21 protein-coding genes, 2 tRNA genes and 1 pseudogene are annotated in these 21,867 nt (G+C 72.8%); 14 read left to right on the plus strand and 10 right to left on the minus strand.

Translation table 11 applies throughout. The features are described 5' to 3' along the window. Window positions 1-171: 171 nt before the first annotated feature. Complete coding sequence (locus ELX43_RS11410; protein ID WP_127783532.1) at window positions 172-1,047, plus strand: hypothetical protein; 876 nt, start codon at window positions 172-174, stop codon at window positions 1,045-1,047. Here ELX43_RS11410 and ELX43_RS11415 read toward each other — a convergent pair. The 5 genes from ELX43_RS11415 to ELX43_RS11435 form a co-directional block, all read right to left on the minus strand. Next, a complete protein-coding gene (locus ELX43_RS11415; RefSeq protein ID WP_127783533.1) occupies window positions 1,044-2,180 on the minus strand; it encodes a zinc-binding dehydrogenase in 1,137 nt (378 codons plus the stop codon). The genes ELX43_RS11410 and ELX43_RS11415 overlap by 4 nt on opposite strands. A gap of 79 nt (window positions 2,181-2,259) precedes the next feature. Then, window positions 2,260-4,089, minus strand: coding sequence for a prolyl oligopeptidase family serine peptidase (locus ELX43_RS11420; RefSeq protein WP_127784851.1), 1,830 nt, complete (start codon window positions 4,087-4,089; stop codon window positions 2,260-2,262). A 37-nt stretch (window positions 4,090-4,126) separates the two neighbouring features. Next, entirely contained in the window at window positions 4,127-5,911 is a 1,785-nt protein-coding gene (locus tag ELX43_RS11425) for an N-acetylglutaminylglutamine amidotransferase (protein WP_127783534.1), read from the minus strand. Window positions 5,912-5,979: 68 nt separating this feature from the next. After that, complete coding sequence (locus ELX43_RS11430) at window positions 5,980-8,568, minus strand: carboxylate--amine ligase/circularly permuted type 2 ATP-grasp protein (protein ID WP_241248918.1); 2,589 nt, start codon at window positions 8,566-8,568, stop codon at window positions 5,980-5,982. Window positions 8,569-8,664: 96 nt separating this feature from the next. Next, the gene (locus ELX43_RS11435; protein ID WP_127783535.1) at window positions 8,665-10,377 is read right to left on the minus strand and encodes a DEAD/DEAH box helicase; all 1,713 of its coding nucleotides are present in this window, start codon (window positions 10,375-10,377) and stop codon (window positions 8,665-8,667) included. A 73-nt stretch (window positions 10,378-10,450) separates the two neighbouring features. Between ELX43_RS11435 and ELX43_RS11440 the strand changes: the two genes are divergently transcribed. The 9 genes from ELX43_RS11440 (at window position 10,451) to ELX43_RS11480 (ending at window position 16,279) form a co-directional block, all read left to right on the plus strand. Then, window positions 10,451-11,317, plus strand: coding sequence for a putative protein N(5)-glutamine methyltransferase (locus tag ELX43_RS11440; protein ID WP_127783536.1), 867 nt, complete (start codon window positions 10,451-10,453; stop codon window positions 11,315-11,317). Further along, complete coding sequence (locus ELX43_RS11445; RefSeq protein ID WP_127783537.1) at window positions 11,314-11,799, plus strand: DUF5709 domain-containing protein; 486 nt, start codon at window positions 11,314-11,316, stop codon at window positions 11,797-11,799. The genes ELX43_RS11440 and ELX43_RS11445 overlap by 4 nt, the downstream gene beginning before the upstream one ends. 32 nt (window positions 11,800-11,831) lie before the next feature. Continuing rightward, a complete protein-coding gene (locus ELX43_RS11450) occupies window positions 11,832-12,596 on the plus strand; it encodes an alpha/beta hydrolase (RefSeq protein WP_127783538.1) in 765 nt (254 codons plus the stop codon). An 81-nt stretch (window positions 12,597-12,677) separates the two neighbouring features. Then, window positions 12,678-13,754 carry an alpha/beta fold hydrolase gene (locus ELX43_RS11455; protein ID WP_127783539.1) on the plus strand — a complete coding sequence of 359 codons (1,077 nt, stop codon included), beginning with the start codon at window positions 12,678-12,680 and terminating at the stop codon, window positions 13,752-13,754. A 58-nt stretch (window positions 13,755-13,812) separates the two neighbouring features. Beyond that, the gene (locus ELX43_RS11460; RefSeq protein ID WP_127783540.1) at window positions 13,813-14,592 is read left to right on the plus strand and encodes an acyl-ACP thioesterase domain-containing protein; all 780 of its coding nucleotides are present in this window, start codon (window positions 13,813-13,815) and stop codon (window positions 14,590-14,592) included. Between the two features lie 102 nt (window positions 14,593-14,694). Then, window positions 14,695-14,934, plus strand: coding sequence for a hypothetical protein (locus ELX43_RS11465; protein ID WP_127783541.1), 240 nt, complete (start codon window positions 14,695-14,697; stop codon window positions 14,932-14,934). Window positions 14,935-14,945: 11 nt separating this feature from the next. Next, on the plus strand, window positions 14,946-15,203 hold the full coding sequence (locus ELX43_RS11470) for a DUF167 domain-containing protein (RefSeq protein ID WP_127783542.1): 258 nt from the start codon (window positions 14,946-14,948) through the stop codon (window positions 15,201-15,203). Between the two features lie 92 nt (window positions 15,204-15,295). Then, window positions 15,296-15,368, plus strand: a tRNA-Lys gene (locus ELX43_RS11475). 113 nt (window positions 15,369-15,481) lie between these two features. Continuing rightward, the gene (locus ELX43_RS11480) at window positions 15,482-16,279 is read left to right on the plus strand and encodes a hypothetical protein (RefSeq protein ID WP_127783543.1); all 798 of its coding nucleotides are present in this window, start codon (window positions 15,482-15,484) and stop codon (window positions 16,277-16,279) included. A gap of 109 nt (window positions 16,280-16,388) precedes the next feature. Here ELX43_RS11480 and ELX43_RS11485 read toward each other — a convergent pair whose 3' ends face one another. After that, entirely contained in the window at window positions 16,389-16,610 is a 222-nt protein-coding gene (locus ELX43_RS11485) for a DUF3618 domain-containing protein (RefSeq protein ID WP_127783544.1), read from the minus strand. Between the two features lie 105 nt (window positions 16,611-16,715). Here ELX43_RS11485 and bcp point away from each other — a divergent pair, with 105 nt between their 5' ends. Beyond that, complete coding sequence (bcp, locus tag ELX43_RS11490) at window positions 16,716-17,204, plus strand: thioredoxin-dependent thiol peroxidase (protein ID WP_127783545.1); 489 nt, start codon at window positions 16,716-16,718, stop codon at window positions 17,202-17,204. 3 nt (window positions 17,205-17,207) lie between these two features. On the opposite strand, the gene ELX43_RS11495 is transcribed toward bcp, so the two are convergent. Then, a tRNA-Leu gene (locus ELX43_RS11495) sits at window positions 17,208-17,291 on the minus strand. A gap of 91 nt (window positions 17,292-17,382) precedes the next feature. On the opposite strand from ELX43_RS11495, the gene ELX43_RS11500 reads away from it, so the two are divergent. From ELX43_RS11500 to ELX43_RS11510, 3 genes are all read left to right on the plus strand, one after another. After that, window positions 17,383-17,790 (plus strand): hypothetical protein, encoded by a 408-nt coding sequence (locus ELX43_RS11500; RefSeq protein ID WP_127783546.1) that lies wholly within the window; start codon window positions 17,383-17,385, stop codon window positions 17,788-17,790. Next, on the plus strand, window positions 17,790-18,143 hold the full coding sequence (locus tag ELX43_RS11505; RefSeq protein ID WP_127783547.1) for a DUF3817 domain-containing protein: 354 nt from the start codon (window positions 17,790-17,792) through the stop codon (window positions 18,141-18,143). Before ELX43_RS11500 ends, ELX43_RS11505 begins: the two co-directional genes overlap by 1 nt. A gap of 102 nt (window positions 18,144-18,245) precedes the next feature. Continuing rightward, window positions 18,246-19,601: an HNH endonuclease signature motif containing protein gene (locus tag ELX43_RS11510; protein ID WP_127783548.1), complete on the plus strand. Its 1,356-nt coding sequence runs from the start codon at window positions 18,246-18,248 to the stop codon at window positions 19,599-19,601. Window positions 19,602-19,627: 26 nt separating this feature from the next. Here the strand turns inward: ELX43_RS11510 and rdgB are convergent. The 3 genes and pseudogenes from rdgB to ELX43_RS11525 form a co-directional block, all read right to left on the minus strand. Continuing rightward, a pseudogene (gene rdgB, locus ELX43_RS11515) lies at window positions 19,628-20,217 on the minus strand (RdgB/HAM1 family non-canonical purine NTP pyrophosphatase). 13 nt (window positions 20,218-20,230) lie between these two features. Continuing rightward, entirely contained in the window at window positions 20,231-21,010 is a 780-nt protein-coding gene (gene rph / locus ELX43_RS11520) for a ribonuclease PH (RefSeq protein WP_127783549.1), read from the minus strand. 52 nt (window positions 21,011-21,062) lie between these two features. After that, a complete protein-coding gene (locus tag ELX43_RS11525) occupies window positions 21,063-21,863 on the minus strand; it encodes an MBL fold metallo-hydrolase (RefSeq protein WP_206518005.1) in 801 nt (266 codons plus the stop codon). Window positions 21,864-21,867: the final 4 nt, after the last annotated feature.

Consider the following 21,867-nt stretch of genomic DNA (forward strand, 5'->3'; position numbering starts at 1 on the left):
CCTGTCTCAGGTTAGGCGCCGGGCCCCGCCAGGGCGCCCCAGTGCTGCCAACATCACGTCCTGAACCGCCACCATCACGTCCCGCCACGCCTGGCTCTGGTCCCAGAATCCCGGCCACCGGGCACTCGCAATGTTCGCCACCTCCGCGCCATTCCGTGAGATGGTGACGAAATGGTCGAGAACGCCGGGCTCCCGCACCAGCACCTCAGCTGCGAGCAGCAGCTGGTCGACGCCTGCACCGCGCTGCTCTCCGGAGCCGGCTCCGCCCAGCAGTTTCGGCACCACTTCGCCGGGGCAACGGTGTACGTGGAGCGCTCGCCGGAGGCCGACCTGATGGTGCGCACCGTGCCCGGCATGGGCAGCTGGGTGCTGGCCTTCTCCTGTCCGCAGCGCCTGGAGGGCTACGAGGGTCCGTGCCGGTGGCAGGTGCTCACCGGTGGCGAGCTGCAGTCCCAGCTGCCGCCGGACGTGGGCATCCTGGTCGATCCGGCCGACCCGCACACCGTGGCCCTGCCGCCACCGCGCTCGGGCGCCCGCCGGTGGGCCGGGCCGCTGGAGGCGATGGTGCTGCTGCGCCCGGCCCTCAACGACAACGAGCCGCTGCTCTACGCCGCCACCAGCCCGGCGGCCGGTGCGCGCGAGGCACAGCTGGGTGAGGTGGAGCGTCGCCTGGGCCATCCGCTGGAGCGGCTGCACCGCGAGCTGCTGGCCTGCGTCAACGGCTGGCGCGGCTTCACCACCTTCGTGGACCTGCTGAGCACCGACGAGCTGGGCCGCGGTGCGCGCTGGGAGAGCGAGCGCACCCGCACCGCGCAGTGGTTCACCGGTCGCGACGGCGGTGTCGATCCCGCCACCGTCTACCTGCTGGGGGCCAGCGAGCCGGAGGAGTCGCTCAACCAGCTGTTGCTGTGGCGCCAGGGCCCGCTCTCCCCCCGCGGCGGTCGCCCGGTGATCTGGCTGGACGGCGACCACGCCGACCACTACCCCGACCTGTACGAGCTGCTGGTCGCCGAGCTGGCGGCCCAGCAGGACAGCCTCACCCGCTAGCTGTTCGGGGTGATCAGGTACTTCGTGCCGGTGGACTGCGACCCGTAGCCGGCCATCTCCGACAGCTGCAGCGCCTGGGCCAGGGAGATCTCCTTGGCGTAGCGGCTGGCGAAGGTGGTGGTCAGCTCCGCGGCCACCCGCTCCTGCAGGCGGCGTCGCACGTCGTGGCCCACCCGCTGCAGGAACGGGAACAGCAGCCAGCCGCCCATCCCCCACGCGAAGCCGAAGTTGCGCCGGATCTCGGTGGGGCGCGGGTCCAGCGCGCCGTAGATGTAGACCTGCTTGTGCACGTCGGTGCCGTAGCGGGAGTACTCGGTGACGTTGCGGTTGAGGGCCTGCTCCATGCAGGTGAGGATCTGCCCCGCCCCGTTGCCGCCGCCGATGGCGTCGAAGGCGATGGTCGCTCCGGTGGCGGCGATCGCGTCGGTGAGGTCGGACATGAAGCTGTCCGAGGTGGAGTTGCAGACGTGGGTGGCGCCGAGCTCGCGGAGCAGGTCCTCCTGCTCCTGCTTGCGGACGATGTTCACCATCCCGATGCCGTCGGCCAGGCAGATCTTGTTCAGCATCTGTCCCAGGTTGGACGCCGCGGCGGTGAACACCAGCGCGGAGTGACCCTCGCGGCGCATCGTCTCCACCATGCCCAGCGCGGTCAGCGGGTTCACGAACGCCGACGCACCCTGCTCGGCGGTGACACCCTCGGGCAGCGGCATGCACTCCACGGTGCTGACGCAGCGGTACTGGGTGAACATCCCGCCGCCGATCATCGCCACCCGCTTGCCCAGCAGGGCCTGGGCCTGCGGGCCGGACCCGGCGGCCACCACCGTGCCCGAGCCCTCGTTGCCCACCGGCATGGGCACGTCCACCCGCTGGGCCAGTGCCCGCATGGCGGCGCTGGACAGCTCGGCGGTGACCAACGGCCGGGAGTCGGTGCCCGAGGCCTGCGCGGTGCGCATGTCCGCCCCGGCGAACAGCAGCCCGAGGTCGGAGGGGTTGATGGGCGCAGCCTCCACCTGCACCACCACCTCGTCCTCCCCGGGTGCGGGCACCGGCACCTCCTCCAGCGACAGCTCCAGCCGCCCCGCGCTGCTCACCAGGGAACGAATCTCCAGGGTCGTGCTGGGCAGGTCGGTCATGGCGGGTGCTCCGATGCTTGGGGAAGGGGTGCTGCCCTCCACCCTCACACCCGTGGGTGCGCGCCGCCAGCGTTGCTGCTCAGCCGGCGTGCTGGGTGACCCAGCGGACCACCGCGTCCACCAGCGCGGCCCGGTTGACCCGGGTGACGATCTCGTGGCCCTCGTCGGGGAACAGCAGCAGCTCGGCCCGACCGCCCTGCCGCTGCACCGCCGCCACCACCTGCTCCGACTCCGACACCGGCACGTTGGTGTCGTGCGCGCCGTGCACCACCAGCAGCGGCGCGGTGAGCTTGGCGATGTGGCTGATGGGTGAGAGCTCCTCCAGCAGCTGGCGGTCGCGCACCGGGTGGCCGTACTTGGGGTAGGCCGCCTCGGCGATCCACGGCTCGGTGTTCTCGTAGAAGCTGGCCAGGCTGCTCATCCCGCAGATCGCCACCCCCGCGGCGAACAGCTCGGAGTGGAAGGTCAGCGAGGCCAGCGTCAGGTAGCCGCCGTAGGAGCGGCCCGCGCACGCCACCCGGGCAGGGTCGGCGACGCCCTCGGCCACCAGGTGGGCCACGCAGTCGGCCACGTCGTCGATCCCGGCGAAGCGCTTGTCCCCCTCGTCGGCGTGCACAAACGTGCGCCCGAACCCGCCGGAGCCGCGGACGTTGGGCGCGAAGACGCTCACCCCCGCGTCCACCAGCGCGGGGTACAGCTCGCTGTAGGTCGGCCGTTCCTGCGCCTCCGGACCACCGTGGAAGTACAGCAGCACCGGGCCGGGACCGGAGTGCGCCGAGCGGTAGAGCCAGCCCGACAGCGGGGTCCCGTCAGCGGCGGTCAGCTCGCACAGCACCGGGGAGTGCACCGGCACCGGCGCCGGGTCCACCGGCTCCAGCGGGCCCCACTCCCCCGTGCGCGGCTCCACCAGCGCCACCGATGGCGGCATGCTGGGACCCTGCACGGTGACCGCGAGCATCGAGCCGCCCGCGCTGACGCTGAGGTCGGCGGCCACCAGCCCGGGCAGGTCCACCGGCGGGTGCAGGTGGCCGTCGGCCAGGTCGAGCACCTGCAGCTCACTCACCCCGCCCACGTTCCACAGCAGCGCCACGGTCGAGCTGTCGTCGCTGACCACGAACTCGTCCAGGTCGCAGTCCGCCCGCTCGGCGAGCACCCGCCAGGAGATGGCCTCGCCGCCGCCCTCCCAGAGGGCCACCTCCAGCAGCCTGGCGTGCTCGCAGCCGTGGTCGCTGCGCACCAGGGCCCGGACGCGACGCCGGGCCGGCGGCTGGTCGGGCCCGTTCCAGCGGTACTTCTCCGGCCGCCCCGGGCTGTGCCGCTCGTCCAGGAGGATGCCGACGTCGGTGGTGGAGCCCGGGTCGCGGGGCAGCAGCGGCAGGGCGGCACCGCCGCGCAGCATGAGCAGCTCGCGGTCACCGCGCGGCCCCACCCGCAGCAGCGCCGTACCGTCCCAGGAGTCCACCAGGTGCCCGCCCCGGCGGCGGTCGAGCACCTGCACCGCCTGGGTGTGCGGGTCCACCAGCCGAGCCTCGGCCACCCCGTCGGCGTCGATCGCCGTCACCGCCACCCGGGTGCCGTCCCAGCCGGCCAGCTCCATCGAGCAGTCCTCGGCCGTGCCCAGACGGCGGGCGGCGCGGTCGTCCGGATCGGTGGTCACCACCCACACCTGGGTGCGGGTGGCGCCGTCGGGGGCCATCTGGCAGGCCAGCCAGCGCCCGTCCGCGGAGTGGATGACCTTGGTGATGGGCCCGGACACCGGCAGCTCCACCCAGCGGGCGTGGGTGGTGGTGCGCCCGGACAGGAAGCGCTGCTCGGCCCGGGGGTAGCCGCCCTCGTCGACGATGCAGGCGAAGGCGGTGGCATCGGGCGAGAGCGAGGCGTGCGAGGTGAACCGGACCCGCTTGGTCAGCCCCGCCGGCTCCGGCAGCCCCACGAACGTCGTCACGCTAGAACCTCTCCATCGTCTGCAGCCACATCTCCAGCACCGCCACCTGCCACAACGAGCTGGACCCCAGGGTGGTCCGGTCCTCGTTGGGGGTGGCCAGCAGCTTCTCCAGCGCCTCGGGACGGTAGAGGGCCCGGTCGCGGGCGCTGCGACTGCCCAGGGCGTCGTGCACCAGCTCCAGCACACCGCCGTCGAGGTGCCGGATGCCGGGCACCGGGAAGTAGCCCTTGGTCCGGTCCACCACCGCCGCCGGCAGCAGCGCCCGGCTGGCGTCCTTGAGCACCCCCTTGCCGCCCGAGGCCAGCTTCAGCTCCGGCGGGCAGGTGGCGGCCAGCTCCACGAACTGGTGGTCCAGGAACGGCACCCGGGCCTCCAGCCCCCACGCCATGGTCATGGTGTCCACCCGCTTCACCGGGTCGTCCACCAGCATCACCGTGGTGTCCAGCCGCAGCGCGGCGTCCACCGCGGTGGACGCACCCGGGCGCTGCTGGTGGGCGCGGACGAAGTCGGCGCTGACGTCGTGGTCGAGGTGGTACTCCGCCGAAAGCAGGGAGCCGATGGCGTCGTGCGGGCGGTCCACGAACACCGCCCGGTAGGCCTCGCTGGCGTCGGCCCGCGGCACCCCCAGCAGCGGGGGGTACCAGTCGTAGCCGCCGAGCACCTCGTCGGCGCCCTGCCCGGACTGCACCACCTTGACGTGCTGGCTGACCTCCTGCGACAGCAGGAAGAACGCCACGCAGTCGTGGCTGACCATCGGCTCGCCCATCGCCGCGATCGTGGGCTCCACCGCCGGCAGCAGCCGCGCGGAGTCCACGTGGATCTGGTGGTGGGCGGTGCCGAAGGTGTTGGCGACCAGGTCGGAGTAGGCGTACTCGTCGCCGGACTCCCCACCCGCGGAGTCGAAGCCGATGCTGAAGGTGGCCAGGTCGCGCTGGCCCTGCTCAGCCAGCAGCGCCACCACCAGGCTGGAGTCGATGCCCCCGGACAGCAGCACCCCCACCGGCACGTCGGCCACCATCCGGCGGGACACGGCGGTGCGCAGCGAGTCCAGCAGCGCCTGCTGCCAGTCGCGGGCGGACCAGTCGGCCCGGTCGGGGCTGGGCGCGAAGACGGGGTCCCAGTAGCGGTGCTCGCTGCTGGTGCCGTCGGGCTGCACCACCCGCACGGTGGCCGGTGGCAGCTTGCGCACCCCTCGGTAGATGGTGCGTGGGGCGGGCACCACCGAGTGGAAGCTGAGGTAGTGGTGCAGCGCCACCCGGTCGAGCTCGGTGTCCACCCCGCCCCCAGCCAGCAGCGCCTGCACCGACGACGCGAAGCGCAGCCGCCCCGGCGACTCAGCCAGGTACAGCGGCTTGATGCCGAGGCGGTCGCGGGCCAGGGTGAGCACGCCGCTGCGGTGCTCGAGCACGGCGAGGGCGAACATCCCGACGAAGTGCTGCACGCAGTCGCTGCCCCAGCGGTGGAAGGCCTTGAGCACCACCTCGCTGTCGGAGGTGGAGGTGAAGCGGTAGCCCTGCCCGGCCAGCTCCGTGCGCAGCTGCTGGTAGTTGTAGACGCAGCCGTTGAACACCAGCGACAGGCCCAGCTCCTCGTCCACCATCGGCTGGCTGCCGCGGCTGGACAGGTCGATGATGCACAGCCGGCGGTGTCCCAGCGCCGCGGCGCCGCGCACGTGCACGCCTCCGCCGTCGGGGCCGCGCGTGGTCATCGCCTCGGTCATCCGCTCGACCGCGCCCACGTCGGGGCTGGAGCCGTCGAACCTGATCTCGCCGCACAGGCCGCACATGTCGATCTCCTCGTCTCTGGTGGCTGGTCCAGCCCGGAAGTCCGCAGCCCTGAGCTGCCCTGAGCTGCTCAGCCCTGGATCCAGGTGTCCTTCCCACCGCCGCCGCGCGAGGTGTTCACGATCTTGGTGCCCGCGGGCGCCACCCGGGTGAGCGCGGCCGGCACCACGTGCGCGTCCACCCGGTCGCCGTCGGCGCGCAGGTGCACGAACGCCCGCAGGTCCACGTGGTGGGGGTAGAAGCCGGTGCCGTCGAAGGTGGGGTGGGTGGACAGCGGCACCACCTCCTGGGCGACGTAGCGCTCCGGGTGGGTCATCAGCTCCACCCGACGCTCGGCCAGCTCCTCGTCGGTGCACTCCGGCCCGATGGTGATGCCCGCACCACCGAAGCCGTCGATGGGCTTGACCACCAGCTCCGCGAGCCGGCCGAGCACCTCGTCGCGCTGGGCGCGGTCGGCGCACACCATGGTGGGCACCTGGTCGAGGATGGGCGCCTGGCCCAGGTAGTAGTCGATCATCGCCGGGACGTAGGGGTAGATCGCCTTGTCGTCACCCACCCCGTTGCCCAGCGCGTTGGCCAGGGTCAGGGTGCCGTTGCCCAGCGCCTCGGTGAGCCCCTGGCGCAGCGGCTGGCCGTCGTGGCCGAGGGAGGACAGCAGCATGTCCTCGTCCATCCGCACGTAGAGCACGTCGATGCGCCGGGACTGGCGCCCGTGGTGCAGGTGCAGCACTCCGTCGTTCACCGAGAGGTTCTCCGTGCGCACCAGCGGCAGCCCGGTCTGGTCGGCGATCAGCTTGTGCTCGAAGTAGGCCGAGTCCTGCCAGCCGGAGGTGAGCACCGCGGCGGACACCGCGTCACCGGCCCGCGGGGGTGCGGCGGCCAGCAGGGTGTCCCGGATCATCCCGGCCACCGCGTCGTGGGAGAGCACGTCGGCCGGCATCTCCAGCTCGGGGAGAGTTCCGCACATCAGGCTGCGGTTGGCCAGGGCGTAGGCGACGCCGGAGGGCACCCGCAGGTTGTCCTCCAGCACCAGCCACGAGCCGGGTCCGGTGCACACCAGGTCGACCCCGCTGAAGTGGGTGCGCACCCGCCCGCGTGGGGCCAGCAGCCCGCTCTCGCGCAGGCCCGGCGCCCGGTCGAGCACCTCCGGCGGCAGCACCCCGTCGTGCACCAGCGTGCGCTCGCCGTAGACGTCCTCGATGAACGCGTTGAGCGCCAGCGTGCGCTGGGCGAGGCCGCGCTGCAGCAGCTCCCAGTCGTGGGCGGGCACCAGCCGCGGCACCACGTCCAGCGGGAAGATCTGCGGCTGGCCCTCCCCGCTGACCCGGAAGGTCACCCCGTCGATGCTCTGCTCCCGCTCCACCTCCGCCTGCCGCTTGCGCAGCCCGGCCGGACCGAGCCCGGCGGCGAGCTTCAGCACGTGCTGGTACTCCGGCCGCACCTCGCCCCGGTGGTCCACGGCCTCGTCGTGCACGTCCACCACGGGGGGGCTGCCCAGCAGCTGGTAGCCGTGCAGCAGCGTGCCCTCGGGGTCGGAGATCTCCGCCTGCGGGGTGAGCAGGCACGCCGTCTCGGCCATCAGCAGGTCCACGACGTCGGTGAGCAGGCCGCGCCGGCGCAGGGTGCGGCGCTGACGGGAGGCCGAGCTGCCCACGTGCACGGCGCTGCGGGCCAGCTCGGAGATGGTGTCCCAGTCGCCGGTCTGCACCAGCTGCGGACGCAGCATCCGCACCAGCGAGTCGACCACCTCTCCGGCAGGACGGGGCGTGCCGGTGACCACGTCGACCAGCTCCCCCTCCAGCCCGGAGCGGGCCGCCCGCCACAGCGCGGCGCGGTTCAGCGTGGTGGAGACCTGCAGCGGCGGGACGCCTGCCCGCAGGTCTGCCACCTCGCGCTCCACCAGCGCGCGGAAGAGGCCGGCGATGAGCACCACCGAGTCCACCGACGGGCAGCCGTCGCAGATCCGCAGCTCCAGGGTGGGCAGCCGGGTGGAGGGGCGGACGTCGAAGTAGACCATCCCCGGGTCGGTGATCACCCCGCTGGAGACCAGGTCGCCGACCAGCGCGTCGTACTCCGCGGCCGAGCCGGCGCCGCTGCTGGCGCCGGTGGTGGGCCAGCGCAGCCACACCAGGGTGCGGGCGCTGGCGTAGCCGGTGTCCGAGCCGTCGGCCCAGAACGGCGAGCTGGAGCTGAGCGCGAGGAAGACCGCCAGGTAGGGCGCCACCCGGTTGGCCACCACCACCGCCTCGTCCCGGTCGGGCAGGTCCACGTGCACCTGGGTGCCGCAGATCAGCTGCTCGCGGGCCAGCAGCTGGTAGTCGGCGAGCATCCGCCGGTAGCGCGGGGTCTGCGTCACCTGCATCTCCGAGGGCACCGACAGCGGCACCGCCCCCGCGGCCACCACCCCCATGCCCAGCTCGGCTGCTGCGCTGCACAGCATCCGCCGGTGACCGACCAGGTCGGCGCGCAGCGCCTGCAGGTCGGCGAACGCCCCGCTGTTCACCTCGACCACGCAGCGCTGCAGCTCCTCCACGTAGACCTGCGGAGGAAGCGTGGCCAGCAGCTCCGGCGCCCGCGCGGTGAGTCGTCGCGTGCGCGCGTCGACGAGGTGGAACTCCTCCTCGACGCCCATCTTCCTGATCCCCCCAGATGCAGTCATGCGGCCAAACGTAAGTGCGCCACGTGACGGCCCGGTTACAGCAGCGTGACGCCCACGGCGCGACCCCACCGGACCTCGACCAGCCCGGGGACCGGTTCAGCTCAGGGCGTCGTCGGGCAACCAGTCCGCGCCCAGCAGCTCGGCGATGGAGTGCAGCGCCGTGGTGTCGGCACCCACGCTGTCGCTGCTCTGGCGCAACCGGTCCAGCATCACCGCGGCCACCTGCTCCTCCACTGTGCTCACCCCGTAGCCGAGGTACCACGGGCACACCTGGTGGTCGCGGTGCGTGCGCCCCAGGGTCTGGCGCGCCTCGATGCCCGAGTACGACGGCTGGTGGATCAGCCCCACCCGTGGGGTGGCGCTGGCCCGCGTGCCGTCGGCCAGCAGCTCGTTGGCGTGCAGGCTGATCGAGGAGCTGGTGTTGAACACCACGACGTCGGCGGCACCGCGCTGGAACAGCATCCGCTCGTGCTCGCGGTCGGCGTCCGGGCCGAAGATGCGCGCCACCTGCAGGCCCCGGTCGGTGAGCAGCTCGGCCAGCGGCTCGGCGGCGGTGCCCACGAAGTTCACCGACACCGCCACCTGGTAGCCGCGCTCCACCTGGGCATGCACCCACTCCGCGCTCGCCGGGGCCCGCAGCATGCCGGCCTTCTGCCGGAAGCGCAGCACCGCCGCCCGCCCGCGAGCCACGTCGCGCCCGCGCCGGGCCAGGCCCATCTCCCGGCAGTACTCGCCCCACTCGCTCTCGTAGGCGCTGCGCTCGTCGGCGGAGAGGTCCACCGGCAGGCCGTCCAGCGGCGCCGGCCCCCACGGTGCGGAGCGGTGCAGCATCACCGGTGGGTCGGCCTCGGTGAGCCAGCCGCGCACCGTCTCGGTGGCCGCCTGCTGCACCGCCCCGGACTCCTTGGCCTGCGCCGTCCAGGTCCACCGCGTGCCGGAGCGCTCCAGCGGGATGCCGGCGGCGGCCATCCGGGCGCCCAGCGGCGACCACCGCGCCGGCGGCTCGTCGTGCACCTGCGCGAACAGTGGCGACAGGTACGTCATCTCGCCGGGGTGGTGGCCGGGCGTGGCGGTGAGGGCGAGCACGAACGGCGCGGTGTCGTGGGCGTCGGTGTAGCGGGCGACGCGACGCATCGCGGTGGTGCGCTGGGTGTCGGTGTGCCGGTACAGGTGTGCCTCGTCCAGCACGCAGATGCCGAAGCGGTAGCGCGGCTTGCCGTTGCGGGCCAACAGCTTGCGCAGCTGGTCCGGCGAGAGCAGCAGCCAGCGCAGCCCGCCGTCGCCCACCGCGGCGATGGAGGCCCGCCAGTGCGCGATGGTGATGGAGGTGGGCCGGTCCACCGTCACCAGCACGCTGGTCTCCCCGCGCAGCTCGGCGATCTCGCGGACCGCCATGACCGCGGTGATGGTCTTGCCGGTGCCCGGGTCGTCGGCCAGGTAGAAGCCGCGGGCGCCGGCACGGGCGGCAGCGACGATGGCCTCGGCCCCGTCGCACTGCTCGGGCCGCGGCAGCCGCGGGTGGGCCTGCGCACCGGGGCCCACCTCGCCGTTGAGCTCGTCCTCCACGAAGCGCTGGTAGCTGTAGGGCAGCGAGGCGTAGGGCGCCAGCGCGGCGGGCAGCTCGGCGCCCACGTAGGCGTGGGCCTTCCAGGCCGGCACGTAGCTGACGCCGGGCAGCTGCACCCGGAAGGGCACCTCGAGGATCCAGATCCGCTCCCCCGCGCCCGCGGTGGGCACCGGCTTGACCGTCTTGGCGGTGCGGGTGCGGGGGGTGCTGGCGCGGCGCCTGCTCGGTGCTCGGCCGGTCACGGCAGGGCTCTGCGGGAAGTGTCGATGGCGAACAGGCTAGCGCCTGCCCACGTCGGGAGTAGGTTCGCCGCTGATGGCCGTCGACCTCGACCCCGAGCACGTCAGTGCGCTCGTCGCGCAGCTGCGTGCGGCGGGCTGCGTGTTCGCCGAGGACGAGGCCCAGCTCCTGGCCCGGTCCGCCGACACCGTGGCTGAGCTGGCCGCGACGGTGGCCCAGCGCAGGTCGGGAACCCCGCTGGAGCACGTGCTGGGCTGGACCGAGTTCGACGGTCTCGTGGTGGCGGTGGACCCCGGGGTGTTCGTCCCGCGCCGGCGCACCGAGGCGCTGGCCGAGCAGGCCGTGACGGCGGCCCGCTCGCTGGGGCGGCCCCCGCGGGTGGTGGTGGACCTGTGCTGCGGGTGCGCCGCGGTGGGGCTGGCGGTGCTCACCGGGCTGGCCAGCGGGCCTGAGCCCGTCGACGGGGTGCAGCTGTACGCCTCCGACATCGACGCGCCCGCGGTGCGCTGCGCCGCCCGCAACCTCGCCGGCACCGGCGCCCGGGTGCTGCACGGCGACCTGTTCGACGCCCTGCCGGCCCAGCTGCACGGGGAGGTGGACGTGGTGGTCGCCAACGTGCCGTTCGTGCCGACGGCCGAGCTGGCGCTGCTGCCCACCGAGGCACGCGACCACGAGCCGCGGGTGGCCCTCGACGGTGGCCCGGACGGGTTGCGGGTGCTGGCCCGCACCTGCGCGGCAGCCCCGTCCTGGCTCGCCCCTGGCGGGCGGCTGCTGGCGCAGACCAGCGCCGCGCAGGCGCCCCAGGCGTGCGCCCTGCTGAGCGCGCACGGCCTGCAGCCGGCGGTGGTGCACGACCAGGAGCTGGACGCCACGGTGGTGCTGGGTCGCGCCCCTGAGCGGCACGAGCGCAGCCGCCCGCACAGTGACATCGTGGAGGCATGACCGGACCTGAGAGCTTCAGAGATGAAGGGGACAGCGAGTACAGCCTGGACCCCGAGGACCAGCTGCCCCAGGAGGACACCCTGCTCTACCGGGGCGTGGACGACGCCCTAGACGAGGGCTACTCGCCACCGGAGTACCCGCGCCCGGAGATGCGCCCGGACAGCTCGCCCACCTACGAGCGGGACGGCAGCGCCACCATGGACGAGCTGCTGGCGGAGGAGGTCCCCGACCCCGCGGCCGAGATCGACGAGCCGCTGGACCGCAACGACCAGTGGCGCTCCGACGTCGCCGAGCGGGCCAGCGAGTTCCCGCGGGACGAGGAGGTCGGCAGCCCGCGCTCCGGGCGGCTGGTCGCCCCGGACGAGGGCGTGGGCCCGGACCTCGACGCCGAGCTCTTCGCCGAGGACGTCGGCATCGACGGCAGTGCCGCCTCGGCCGAGGAGGCGGCGGTGCACGTGATCGACGAGGACGCGACGGACTAGTCCACGCCCCACCACGCACGCACGGAGGCTCGATGTCCGGCTACGTCACCGTGAACGGGGTCAACACCTGGTACGCCGAGCACGGGTCCGGCGAGCCGCTGGTGCTGCTGCACGGCGGGATGAGCGACCAGCTCAACTTCATCGCCAACGTCGACGCGCTGGCCGAGCACTTCCACGTCTACGTCCCGGAGCGCCGCGGCCACGGGCACACCCCCGACGTCCCCGGCCCCATCACCTACGAGCTGATGGCCCAGGACACCGTCGCCTTCCTCGACGAGGTGGTGGGTGGTCCGTGCCGGCTGATGGGCCACAGCGACGGGGCGACCATCGGGCTGCTGGTGGCCCTGCGCCGACCGGACCTGGTGCAGCGGCTGGTCAGCGTGAGCGGCAGCATCCACCACAGCGGCAGCGTGGAGGGCTGGCTGGAGGCGGAGGCGCTGGCGTCGGTGGTGGCCGACTCCTACGCCGCGGTGTCCCCCGACGGTCGCGAGCACCTCGCCGTGGTCGCCGCCAAGCTGGGCCGCATGTGGGCGGAGGAGCCGACCATGTCCCCGGAGGTGTTGCGCGACGTCGCCGCCCGCACCCTGGTGATGGCCGGCGACGACGACGGCATCGCGCTGGAGCACACCGTGGCCATGTTCCGCGCCATCCCGGACGCCGAGCTGGCGGTGGTCCCCGGCACGTCGCACACGCTGCTGCTGGAGAAGCCGGACCTGTGCAACCGCATGGTGCTCGACTTCCTGCTCCACGACGCCACCCCCACCCTGGTGCCGCTGCGGCGCGCGGGCCGGCGCTGACCAGCGGCGAACCGGCTCGCTGTTACTCGCACGCAACGCTCGCCTGACGCCCCGGCAACCCCCCGCCTGGACCATGCAGGGATGCCCCGCGACACGAGCACGCGCACGCTGCCGGACCCGCCACCCCTGCGCGTGGTGCAGGACCCGCCGCCGGTGCCGGGGGGCGAGGTGCAGCTGAGGCACCGCACCATCCACGGCTACCGGCGGGCGTTCCGGACGGCGGGCAGTGGTCCGCCGCTGCTGCTCATCCACGGCATCGGGGACAGCTCCAGCACCTGGACCCACGTCATCGACGAGCTGGCCCAGAGCTTCACCGTCATCGCGCCCGACCTGCTGGGCCACGGCCGCTCGGACAAGCCGCGCGCGGACTACTCGGTGGCCGCCTACGCCAACGGGATGCGCGACCTGCTCACCGTGCTGGGCATCGAGCGGGTCACCCTGGTGGGCCACTCCCTGGGCGGCGGCGTGGCCCTGCAGTTCGCCTACCAGTTCCCGCACATGGTGGAGCGGCTCGTCGTGGTGGCCCCCGGCGGGGTGACCAAGGAGGTCAACCCCGCGCTGCGCCTGGCTGCCCTGCCGGTGGCCAACCAGGCGCTGCGCCTGCTGCGGCTGCCCGGTTCCCTCACCGTGGTGGGCCTGCTCGGCCGGGTGTCCGAGCTGCTCTACCGGGGCCCGCTGAGGGGGGCCACGGTCTTCCACGACGTCCCCGACCTGGTGCGCGTGCTCAGCGACCTGCCCGACCCCACCGCGCGCGAGGCGTTCCTGCGCACGCTGCGGGCGGTGGTGGACTGGCGCGGGCAGGTGGTCACCATCCTCGACCGCGTGCACCTGACCTCCCAGCTGCCGGTGCAGATCATCTGGGGCGCGGTGGACACCGTGGTCCCGGTCAGCCACGCCTACCTGGCCCACGCCGCCATGCCCGGCTCGCGGCTGGACGTCTTCCCCCGCAGCGGTCACTTCCCCTTCCGCGACGACCCCGAGGGATTCCTGCGGGTGGTGCGGGAGTTCCTCGCCGAGACGGAGCCGATGGTGTTCGACCCGCAGGTGTGGCGGGAGACGCTCATCGCCGGCGTCGCCCCTGCCCTCGGGGAGAGCAGCCCCGCCATGCGCCGGGCGGTGCTGGGCACCATCGGCGCCGACGACCGGAGCGCCACGTGAGCGGCCGCGGCCTCCCCCGTCCCACCGAGAACGCCTGCAGGGGGCAACATGTCAGCACATGAGAACGCTCGAACCCACTGAGTTCACCGCGGTCCCCACCGAGGGCCGGGTGTTCACCCAGCAGCGCCGGGTCCGTGCCAACGACGTGGACCCACAACGGCGGCTGCGCCTGGACGGGATGGCGCGCTACCTCCAGGACATCGCCTTCGACGACCTCAACGACGCCGGGTTCGGCGAGAAGCACGCCTACTGGGTGCTGCGTCGCTGCGTCGTCCGGGTGCTGCGTCCGGCCCAGTTCGACGAGGACGTCCGGCTGCACTCGTGGTGCTCGGGCTACGCCAGCCGGTGGTGCACCAAGCGGGTGCAGATCGAGGGCGACGACGGAGCGCTGATCGAGACCGAGGGCTTCTGGGTGAACGTCAGCGCCGAGACCGGGATGCCCACCCCGCTCTCCCAGGACTTCTTCTCGATGTTCCACCTGCCCGCGGCCGACCGGGAGCTGCGCTGGCGGCGGATGCTCACCCCGCCCCGGGCGCCCGAGGGCGAGCACCTGCGGGGCACGCCGTTCCCGCTGCGGGTGACCGACTTCGACTGGTTCTCCCACGTGAACAACGCCGCCTACTGGTTTGCCGTGGAGGAGCACCTGGACGCCGAGCACCGCGGCCTGCTGGACGGCCCGCACGAGGCGGTGCTGGAGTACAACACCCCGATCACCCGCGGTGAGCAGGTCGAGGTGATGACCACGACCGACGCTGACGCCGTGCACCTGTGGTTCCTGGTGGCCGGCCGTGTGCGCGCCGCTGCCCGCATCCGCCCGCTCGGCCCGGACGCGCTCTGAGCTCCCCCACCCCCAGGTCGCCCACGCCACCGGCATGCGCAATGCTCGGGGAGGCCGCCGCACGGCGATGCTGAACAACGCTGCGAGACAAGGGAGACCAGAGTGGCTGTGACCCGCGATGACCTGCGACGCCTGATCGACGCCGGGCCGGAGAACTACCGGCTGGTGCTGGAGGAGGGCAAGGCCAAGGTCACCGACCCGACCGACGAGGTGGACTCGGCCGACGTGGAGATCATCAACCGCGACGAGCTGGTGGAGCGCCTGCCCGCCGAGTACAGCGACACCGACCTCGACCAGCTCGCCACCACCCTCGATGCCACGGTCGGTGACCTCGGCGCCTGAGCCACCACCACGTGCGGGTCGCCATCCGGGTGCGCCCGGGCGCCAGTCGGACCGAGGTCGGTGGGTCTCACGACGGCGCCCTGGTGGTCCGGGTGGCGGCTCGCGCGGTGGACGGCAAGGCCACCGAGGCGGCGCTGCGAGCGGTGGCCGAGGCGTTCGGCGTGCGCCGCCGCGCGGTCGAGCTGGTCAGCGGGCCCACCAGCCGCACCAAGGTGATTGAGGTCACGGGCGGCACGCAGGGCAGGCTCGACCACCTGTTGTCCGGCTGACCTGGGCCAGCGCCGTCAATGCGCCTGCTGACCTGCCGATTTCGCGAGTCGCCGGAGCCCCTGTTATCGTTTGTCTCGCGCCGCAAGCGCATGCGCCGTTAGCTCAATTGGCAGAGCAGCTGACTCTTAATCAGCGGGTTCGGGGTTCAAGTCCCTGACGGCGCACTCGCCAGAACATCACCCGCCCGGGTTACCCCGGGCGGGTCTTTTTCTGTCTGGCTCCTGCTCGCTGCGCCCGCCAGAGCGCCACTTCCCGCCGCCGGTCGTATCGTCGGACCATGGTCGAGACTCGGCGGCTGGGTGCACTCACCGAGGTGCTGCACGCCGCGGTGTACTTCGCCCCCGAGGCCGAGAGCGCCTACCTCGACCTGGGCCTGCGCGGATTCTGGCCCGGCTACTTCGCCTCCCGGGCCGCCGCGCTCGGACCCGCCAGCGCGGAGCTGGTCACCGCGGTCTTCGCTGGGTTCGCACCCGACTTCGTCGCCCGCGCGGTCCCCCAGATCTGGCGGGTCGTCTCGCCCCGGGACGTCCTGCAGGCGCGCCAGGACGCCGCGGTGGGGGCGCTGCGCCGGCTGCTGGGCGACGACGGGGTGGACGTGACGCGGGCGGCGTCCCTCACCGGCTCAGCGGTGGCCTCGCTGGACCTGGCCGGGCGTCCGCTGGCGGCCGCGCACGCCGCCCTGCCCCGTCCCGACGACCCGCTGGCAGCGCTGTGGCACGACTGCACGGTGCTGCGGGAGCACCGCGGGGACGGCCACGTCGCGGCGGTCACCGCCGCCGGGCTGCGCTGGCCAGTGCCGCACCTGATGGCTGCCGACCGGGTGCCCGACCGGCAGCAGGAGTTCCGTGGGTGGAGCGACGCGCAGTGGCAGGCCGCGGAGGAGGAGGCCGCCGACGTCGACCCGGCGGCTGCGGCAGTGCTGGAGGAGCACACCGACGTGCTGGCCGCCCGGGCCTACGAGACCATCGACACGGTGGCGCTGCGGCGCCTGCTCGAGCCGCTCGCCCAGCTGGTGGTGGACGGGGACGGTGTGCCCTTCCCCAACGCCATGGGCTTGCGCCGGCCCGAGCTCTGAGCCTCTGGGCGCAGACCCGATGGGCGCAGACCCGCAGGGCGCGCAGGAGCCCCCGTCCGCGCGGGGCGGACGGGGGCTCCTGGAGAGCGTCAGGCCTGGACGGCCGTGCTCAGCGGAAGATCTTGCGCAGGACCAGCACGCCCACCACGGCCCCAACGCCGATCAGGGCGTTGCGCACGGCGGGCTCCTCGAGCTTGGCCAGCACGGTGTGCTTGACGTTGTCGATCATGCGCTTGGGGCTGGCCCGCACGGTCAGCTCGTCCACGGTCCGGGCCAGCTGGTCCCTGGCGCGCTCGATCTCACGCTCGATGTTCTCGGTGTCCCGTGCCACGTGTCCTCTTCTCTCCGAATAGCGCTGAATCTCCGACCTACCGTAGAGCAGACGGTGCCGCGAGACCCAGCACAGGTGTCGGCGTCGGGCGGTAACCTGCCTGTCGTGACTGACACGACTCGGCTCGCCCCCGGCGACGACGCACCCGACTTCACCCTGCCCGACGCCGACGGCAACCCCGTCTCGCTGGCGGACTACCGGGGCCGCTCCGTCATCGTCTACTTCTACCCCGCGGCCATGACCCCGGGCTGCACCAAGCAGGCGTGCGACTTCAGCACCAACCTCAACGAGCTGGAGGGCGCGGGGCTGGCGGTGCTGGGCATCTCCCCCGACGCCCCGGCGAAGCTGGCCAAGTTCCGGGAGACGGAGGGGGTCACCTTCCCGCTGCTGTCCGACGCCGACAAGTCGGTGATGCAGGCGTGGGGCGCCTTCGGGGAGAAGAAGCTCTACGGCAAGGTCGTCAACGGAGTCATCCGCTCGACGTTCGTCGTCGACGCCGAGGGCAAGATCAGCGTGGCCCAGTACAACGTCAAGGCCACCGGTCACGTCGCCAAGCTGATGCGCGAGCTGGACGTCGCCCAGGCCGCCGGCTAGGCGTGCGGGAGAAGGGACTCGAACCCTCACACTCTTTCGAGCACCAGGACCTAAACCTGGCGTGTCTGCCAATTCCACCACTCCCGCGTGCACGACAGCATAAAGGTGCCTGTGGGGCTGGCCACCAACGCTGTCCGCCCCCGGTGCACAACCGGACGCAACGGGTACCGTCGACGTCGTGACACCACCCGCCCGGCGCCACCGCGGCGCACTCGTCGCCCTCGTGGTGGTCGTCTTCTGTGGCTGCATCGGTCTCGGCTGGTGGCAGTGGGAGCGCTTCTCCGAGAGCAGCGGGACGGCCCAGAACCTGGGCTACGCCTTGCAGTGGCCGCTGTTCGCGCTGGTCAGCGTGTACGCCTACCGCAAGTTCGTCCGGCTGGAGGAGCAGCAGCAGGATGACACCATCGAGGTGGCCGGGGGTGAGCAGGACCCGGAGGAGATTCCGGCCGACCTGCTGCCCGCCCGGCCGACAGCGGCCGCGCCGGTCCACGAGGGTGCCCTCTCCGACTACAACGCCTACCTCGCCGACCTCGCCGCGCAGGACCGGCAGGCAGCGACCGATCGCGATTCCACCAGGAGCAGCTGATGACCACCGCCAAGTCCGCGAGCACCCCGGCCCACGAGGTGAGCCCGCGGGTGGGACCGGCGCTGACGCGCTACCGCGTGCTCGCCTACGTCACCGGTGTGCTGCTCGTCGGGCTGGTGGTCGCGATGATCTTCAAGTACACGGTGGGTGACGCGGGAGTCACCTCCATCATCGCCATCGCCCACGGGTGGATCTACGTCGTGTACCTGCTGCTGGCCCTGGACCTCGCGGTCAAGGCGCGCTTCCGTCCCGGCTCCGCGGTGCTGGTGCTGCTCGCGGGGACCATCCCCCTGATGTCCTTCGTCGCCGAGAACAAGGTCACCAACAAGATTCGTCGGGGCGAGCGCCTCTAGCTCTCTCCGCAGAACGGGCCGCACCTTGTCGGGGGCGGCCCGTTTGCTGTCTGCGCTGGTCACAGGGCTGAAACTGTCGGGGCCTCGCCTTATGCTTCGAACATGAGTTCGAACGGTGTCGCGGCGGTCCTCCCCGACGAGGTTGCCTCCTTGCTGGCCGAGGCGGCTGCGGTCATGGCTCGACTGCAGCAGCTGCCCCTGGCCGGGCTGTCCGATGCTGGGGTGTTGGCGGTGTGCCGTGAGGTGGAGCGGGTGCACCGGATGAAGCCGACGGTGGATCATCGGTTGATTGTGGAGATGGAATGCCGTTCCCTGGCCACGGTGTTCCTGGCCCGGGGCACGGCGGGGTTGTTGTCCGAAGTGCTGCACCTGGACATCCAGGAGGCCCGTGCTCGGGTGCGAGCCGCCTTGGTGCGGGGCCCTCGGACGTCCTTCACCGGGGAGGACCTCGGGCCGGCCCATCCTGCGTGCGCGGCCGCTGAAGCCGCTGGTGAGATCTCGCCGCGGCACGCCGACATTGTCGCCAAGACGATGCACGACCTGCCGGCCTCGCTGGACGCCGAAACGACCGCCATGGCCGAGCAGACGCTGGCTGGGCAGGCCTGCGCGCTGCGACCGTCGGAGCTGGCCAAGGCCGCGGAACGACTGGTGGCCTACCTCGATCCCGACGGCCGGGAAACCTCCGAGGTGGATCGCGCCCGGCGGCGGGGCTTCACCATCGGTCGGCAACGCCCGGACGGGATGAGCCGCATCAGCGGTGAGCTCGACCCCATGACCCGCGCCCTGGTGGACGCCGCCTTCTCCGCCGCCGCCCGGCCGGTGTCGGAAGAGGGGACGCCGGATCCGCGCAGTGCCGCCCAGCGCAACCACGACGCCCTCGCCACGTTGTGTCGCGACGCCCTCGCCTCCGGTGAGCTCCCGAACAACCGTGGTCTGCCGGCGACGGTGGTGGTGACGATGGGGCTGGCGGACCTGGAGCGCCGCGCCGGGACAGCGTCTACCGCCTCAGGCGGGACGGTGCCGGTGCGCGACGTGCTCCGCATGGCGGCTGAGGCGAAGTGGCTGCCCTGCGTGCTCGACTCCACCGGGCAAGTCCTGCACCTCGGCACCGGGCAACGCCTGGCCTCACCGGCACAACGACTAGCCCTGTACGCCCGAGACCGCGGCTGCACCAGACCCGGCTGCGAGATGCCCGCCCAGTGGACACAGGTCCACCACCTGCACGAGTGGCAACACGGCGGACCCACCGACCTCCACAACCTCGCGCTCGTCTGCCCGTTCGACCACCGCCTCATCACCCACGAAGGCTTCACCGTCCGCATGGGCACCGGCGGCCGGGTGGAGTGGATCGCACCCCGACACCTCGACCCCGACCAACGACCACGCACCAACCCGATCCACCACCCACCCGACCTCAGCGACTCCGACCCTCCAGCCCGCTGCCGGGAGGTGGCGTAGTGACGTCCGAGGTGGCTGTGCGTGAGCTAGAGGGCGCGCAGGGCGGGCAACAGCTGCTCCAGAGCACGGGCGCGGTGCGAGACGGCGTCCTTCTCCTCCGGGATGAGCTCCGCCGCGCTGCAGTCCATGCCCTCGGGCACGAACACCGGGTCGTAGCCGAAGCCGTTGGTGCCTGCCGGCTCACGGGCGATGCGGCCGCGCCACTCCCCGCGCACCACCACCTCCGCCCCCCCGGCACCACCAGCGCCGATGCCGACACGAAGGCCGCGCCACGGCGCTCGTCGGGCACGTCGGTCAGCTGGGCCAGCAGCAGCGCCGTGTTGGCCGCGTCGTCACCGTGCCGGCCCGACCAGCGGGCAGACAACACCCCGGGCATGCCGTTGAGCGCGTCCACCGCCAGCCCCGAGTCGTCAGCCACGCAGGCCATCCCGGTCGCGGCCGCCCCGTCACGCGCCTTGGCCAGTGCGTTGCCCTCGAACGTCGGAGCGGTCTCCGGAGCTTCCTCGAACGGCGGCACGTCGTCCAGGCCCACCACCGTGACACCGGTGAGCTGCGCCGCACTCACGATGCGACGCAGCTCCGCCAGCTTCTTGGCGTTGCGACTGGCCAGCAGCAGCTCCACCGGCCGCTCAGCCCCGCTTCTTGCCGGTCGGCGCGGGCGGCGCGGGCAGCACGCCCGGGTACGGCGCCGCCAGCGCCTCCGCCTGGATGGCCGACAGCTGCGCGCACCCGCGCACCGCCAGGTCCAGCATCGCGTCCATGGTGGAGCGGGCAAAGGTCGCGCCCTCACCGGTGCCCTGGATCTCCACGAAGGTCTCCGCGTCGGTGAGCACGACGTTCATGTCCACCTCCGCGCGGGAGTCCTCCTCGTACGGCAGATCGAGGCGCACCCGGCCGTCCACCACACCCACGCTCACCGCGGCGATGGCGCACGACAGCGGCTGCGGGTCGGACAGCGCGCCCTTGGCCCGCAGCCAGGTCACCGCGTCGCTCAGCGCGACGTACGCGCCGGTGATGGCCGCCGTGCGGGTGCCGCCGTCGGCCTGCAGCACGTCGCAGTCGATAGCGATGGTGTTCTCCCCGATCGCCGCCAGGTCGATGCACGCGCGCAGCGAGCGGCCCACCAACCGGCTGATCTCCTGCGTGCGGCCCCCCACCTTGCCCTTGACCGACTCGCGGTCGCTGCGGGTGTGCGTGGCCGCCGGCAGCATCGCGTACTCCGCCGTCACCCACCCCAGGCCCGATCCCTTGCGCCAGCGGGGCACGCCCTCGGTGACGCTGGCGGTGCACATCACCCGGGTGCTGCCGAACTCCACCAGCACGGAGCCGGCGGGGTGGTCGGTGAATCCGCGGGTGATGCGCACGTCGCGGAGCTGGTCGTCTTCTCTGCCGTCTGCTCGTGTGGACACCCGGCGAGCCTAGTGGGGACCGGGTGAACCGCGGATGAGCGGGCAGCGCCAGTCAGGGGCGCGCGGGCACCGACGAGCCGGCCCGGGCGCCGTGCACGATGTCGTGCTCCTCGCCCGCGCTGACAGCGTGCACCTCGCCGTCGAACTCAGCGCGGGCCTCGGCCACCACGTCCTCGCGGGAGGTCCACGGCGGGATGTGGGTGAGCAGCAGCCTGCCCACCCCCGCCTTCTGCGCCAGCTGGCCGGCCTGGGTGCCCGACAGGTGCACCCCCACCGGCCGGCTCGGGGAGTCGGTCCACGACGCCTCGGCCAGCAGCACGTCCGCGCCCTGGGCCAGCTCCTCCACCTCCGCGCACGGACCGGTGTCGCCGGTGTAGACCAGCGTCACGCCCGACGGGTCGGTGACGCGCAGCCCGAACGCCTCGCAGGGGTGCTCCACCAGCTGCGGCAGCACCGTGACGGAGCCGAACCGCACCGCCTCGCCGCTGCGCCAGTGGGTCAGCTCCATCACGTCGGAGATGTCCTCCACCTCCGCCGTCCCCGCGCACGAGGCCGCGGCCAGCCGCTGTGCGGTGTCCGTCGGCCCGTACAGCGTGGTGCGACCCGGCACCGGGCTCGGGTGGTAGCGCCGCCACACCAGCAGCCCGGCGACGTCCAGGCAGTGGTCGGCGTGCAGGTGGCTGAGCAGCACGGTGACCGACGCAGGGTCCACGTAGCGCTGCAGCGCCCCGAGAGCACCGCCGCCGAGGTCGATCACCAGTGGTGGTGCGCCCTCAGCGGTCACCAAGTAGCTCGAGGCTGGGGAGTCGGGTCCTGCCACACTGCCGGAGCATCCGACGACGGTGAGCCGCATTCCG

The sequence above is a fragment of the Rhodococcus sp. X156 genome, assembly GCF_004006015.1.
GTDB lineage: Bacteria > Actinomycetota > Actinomycetes > Mycobacteriales > Mycobacteriaceae > X156.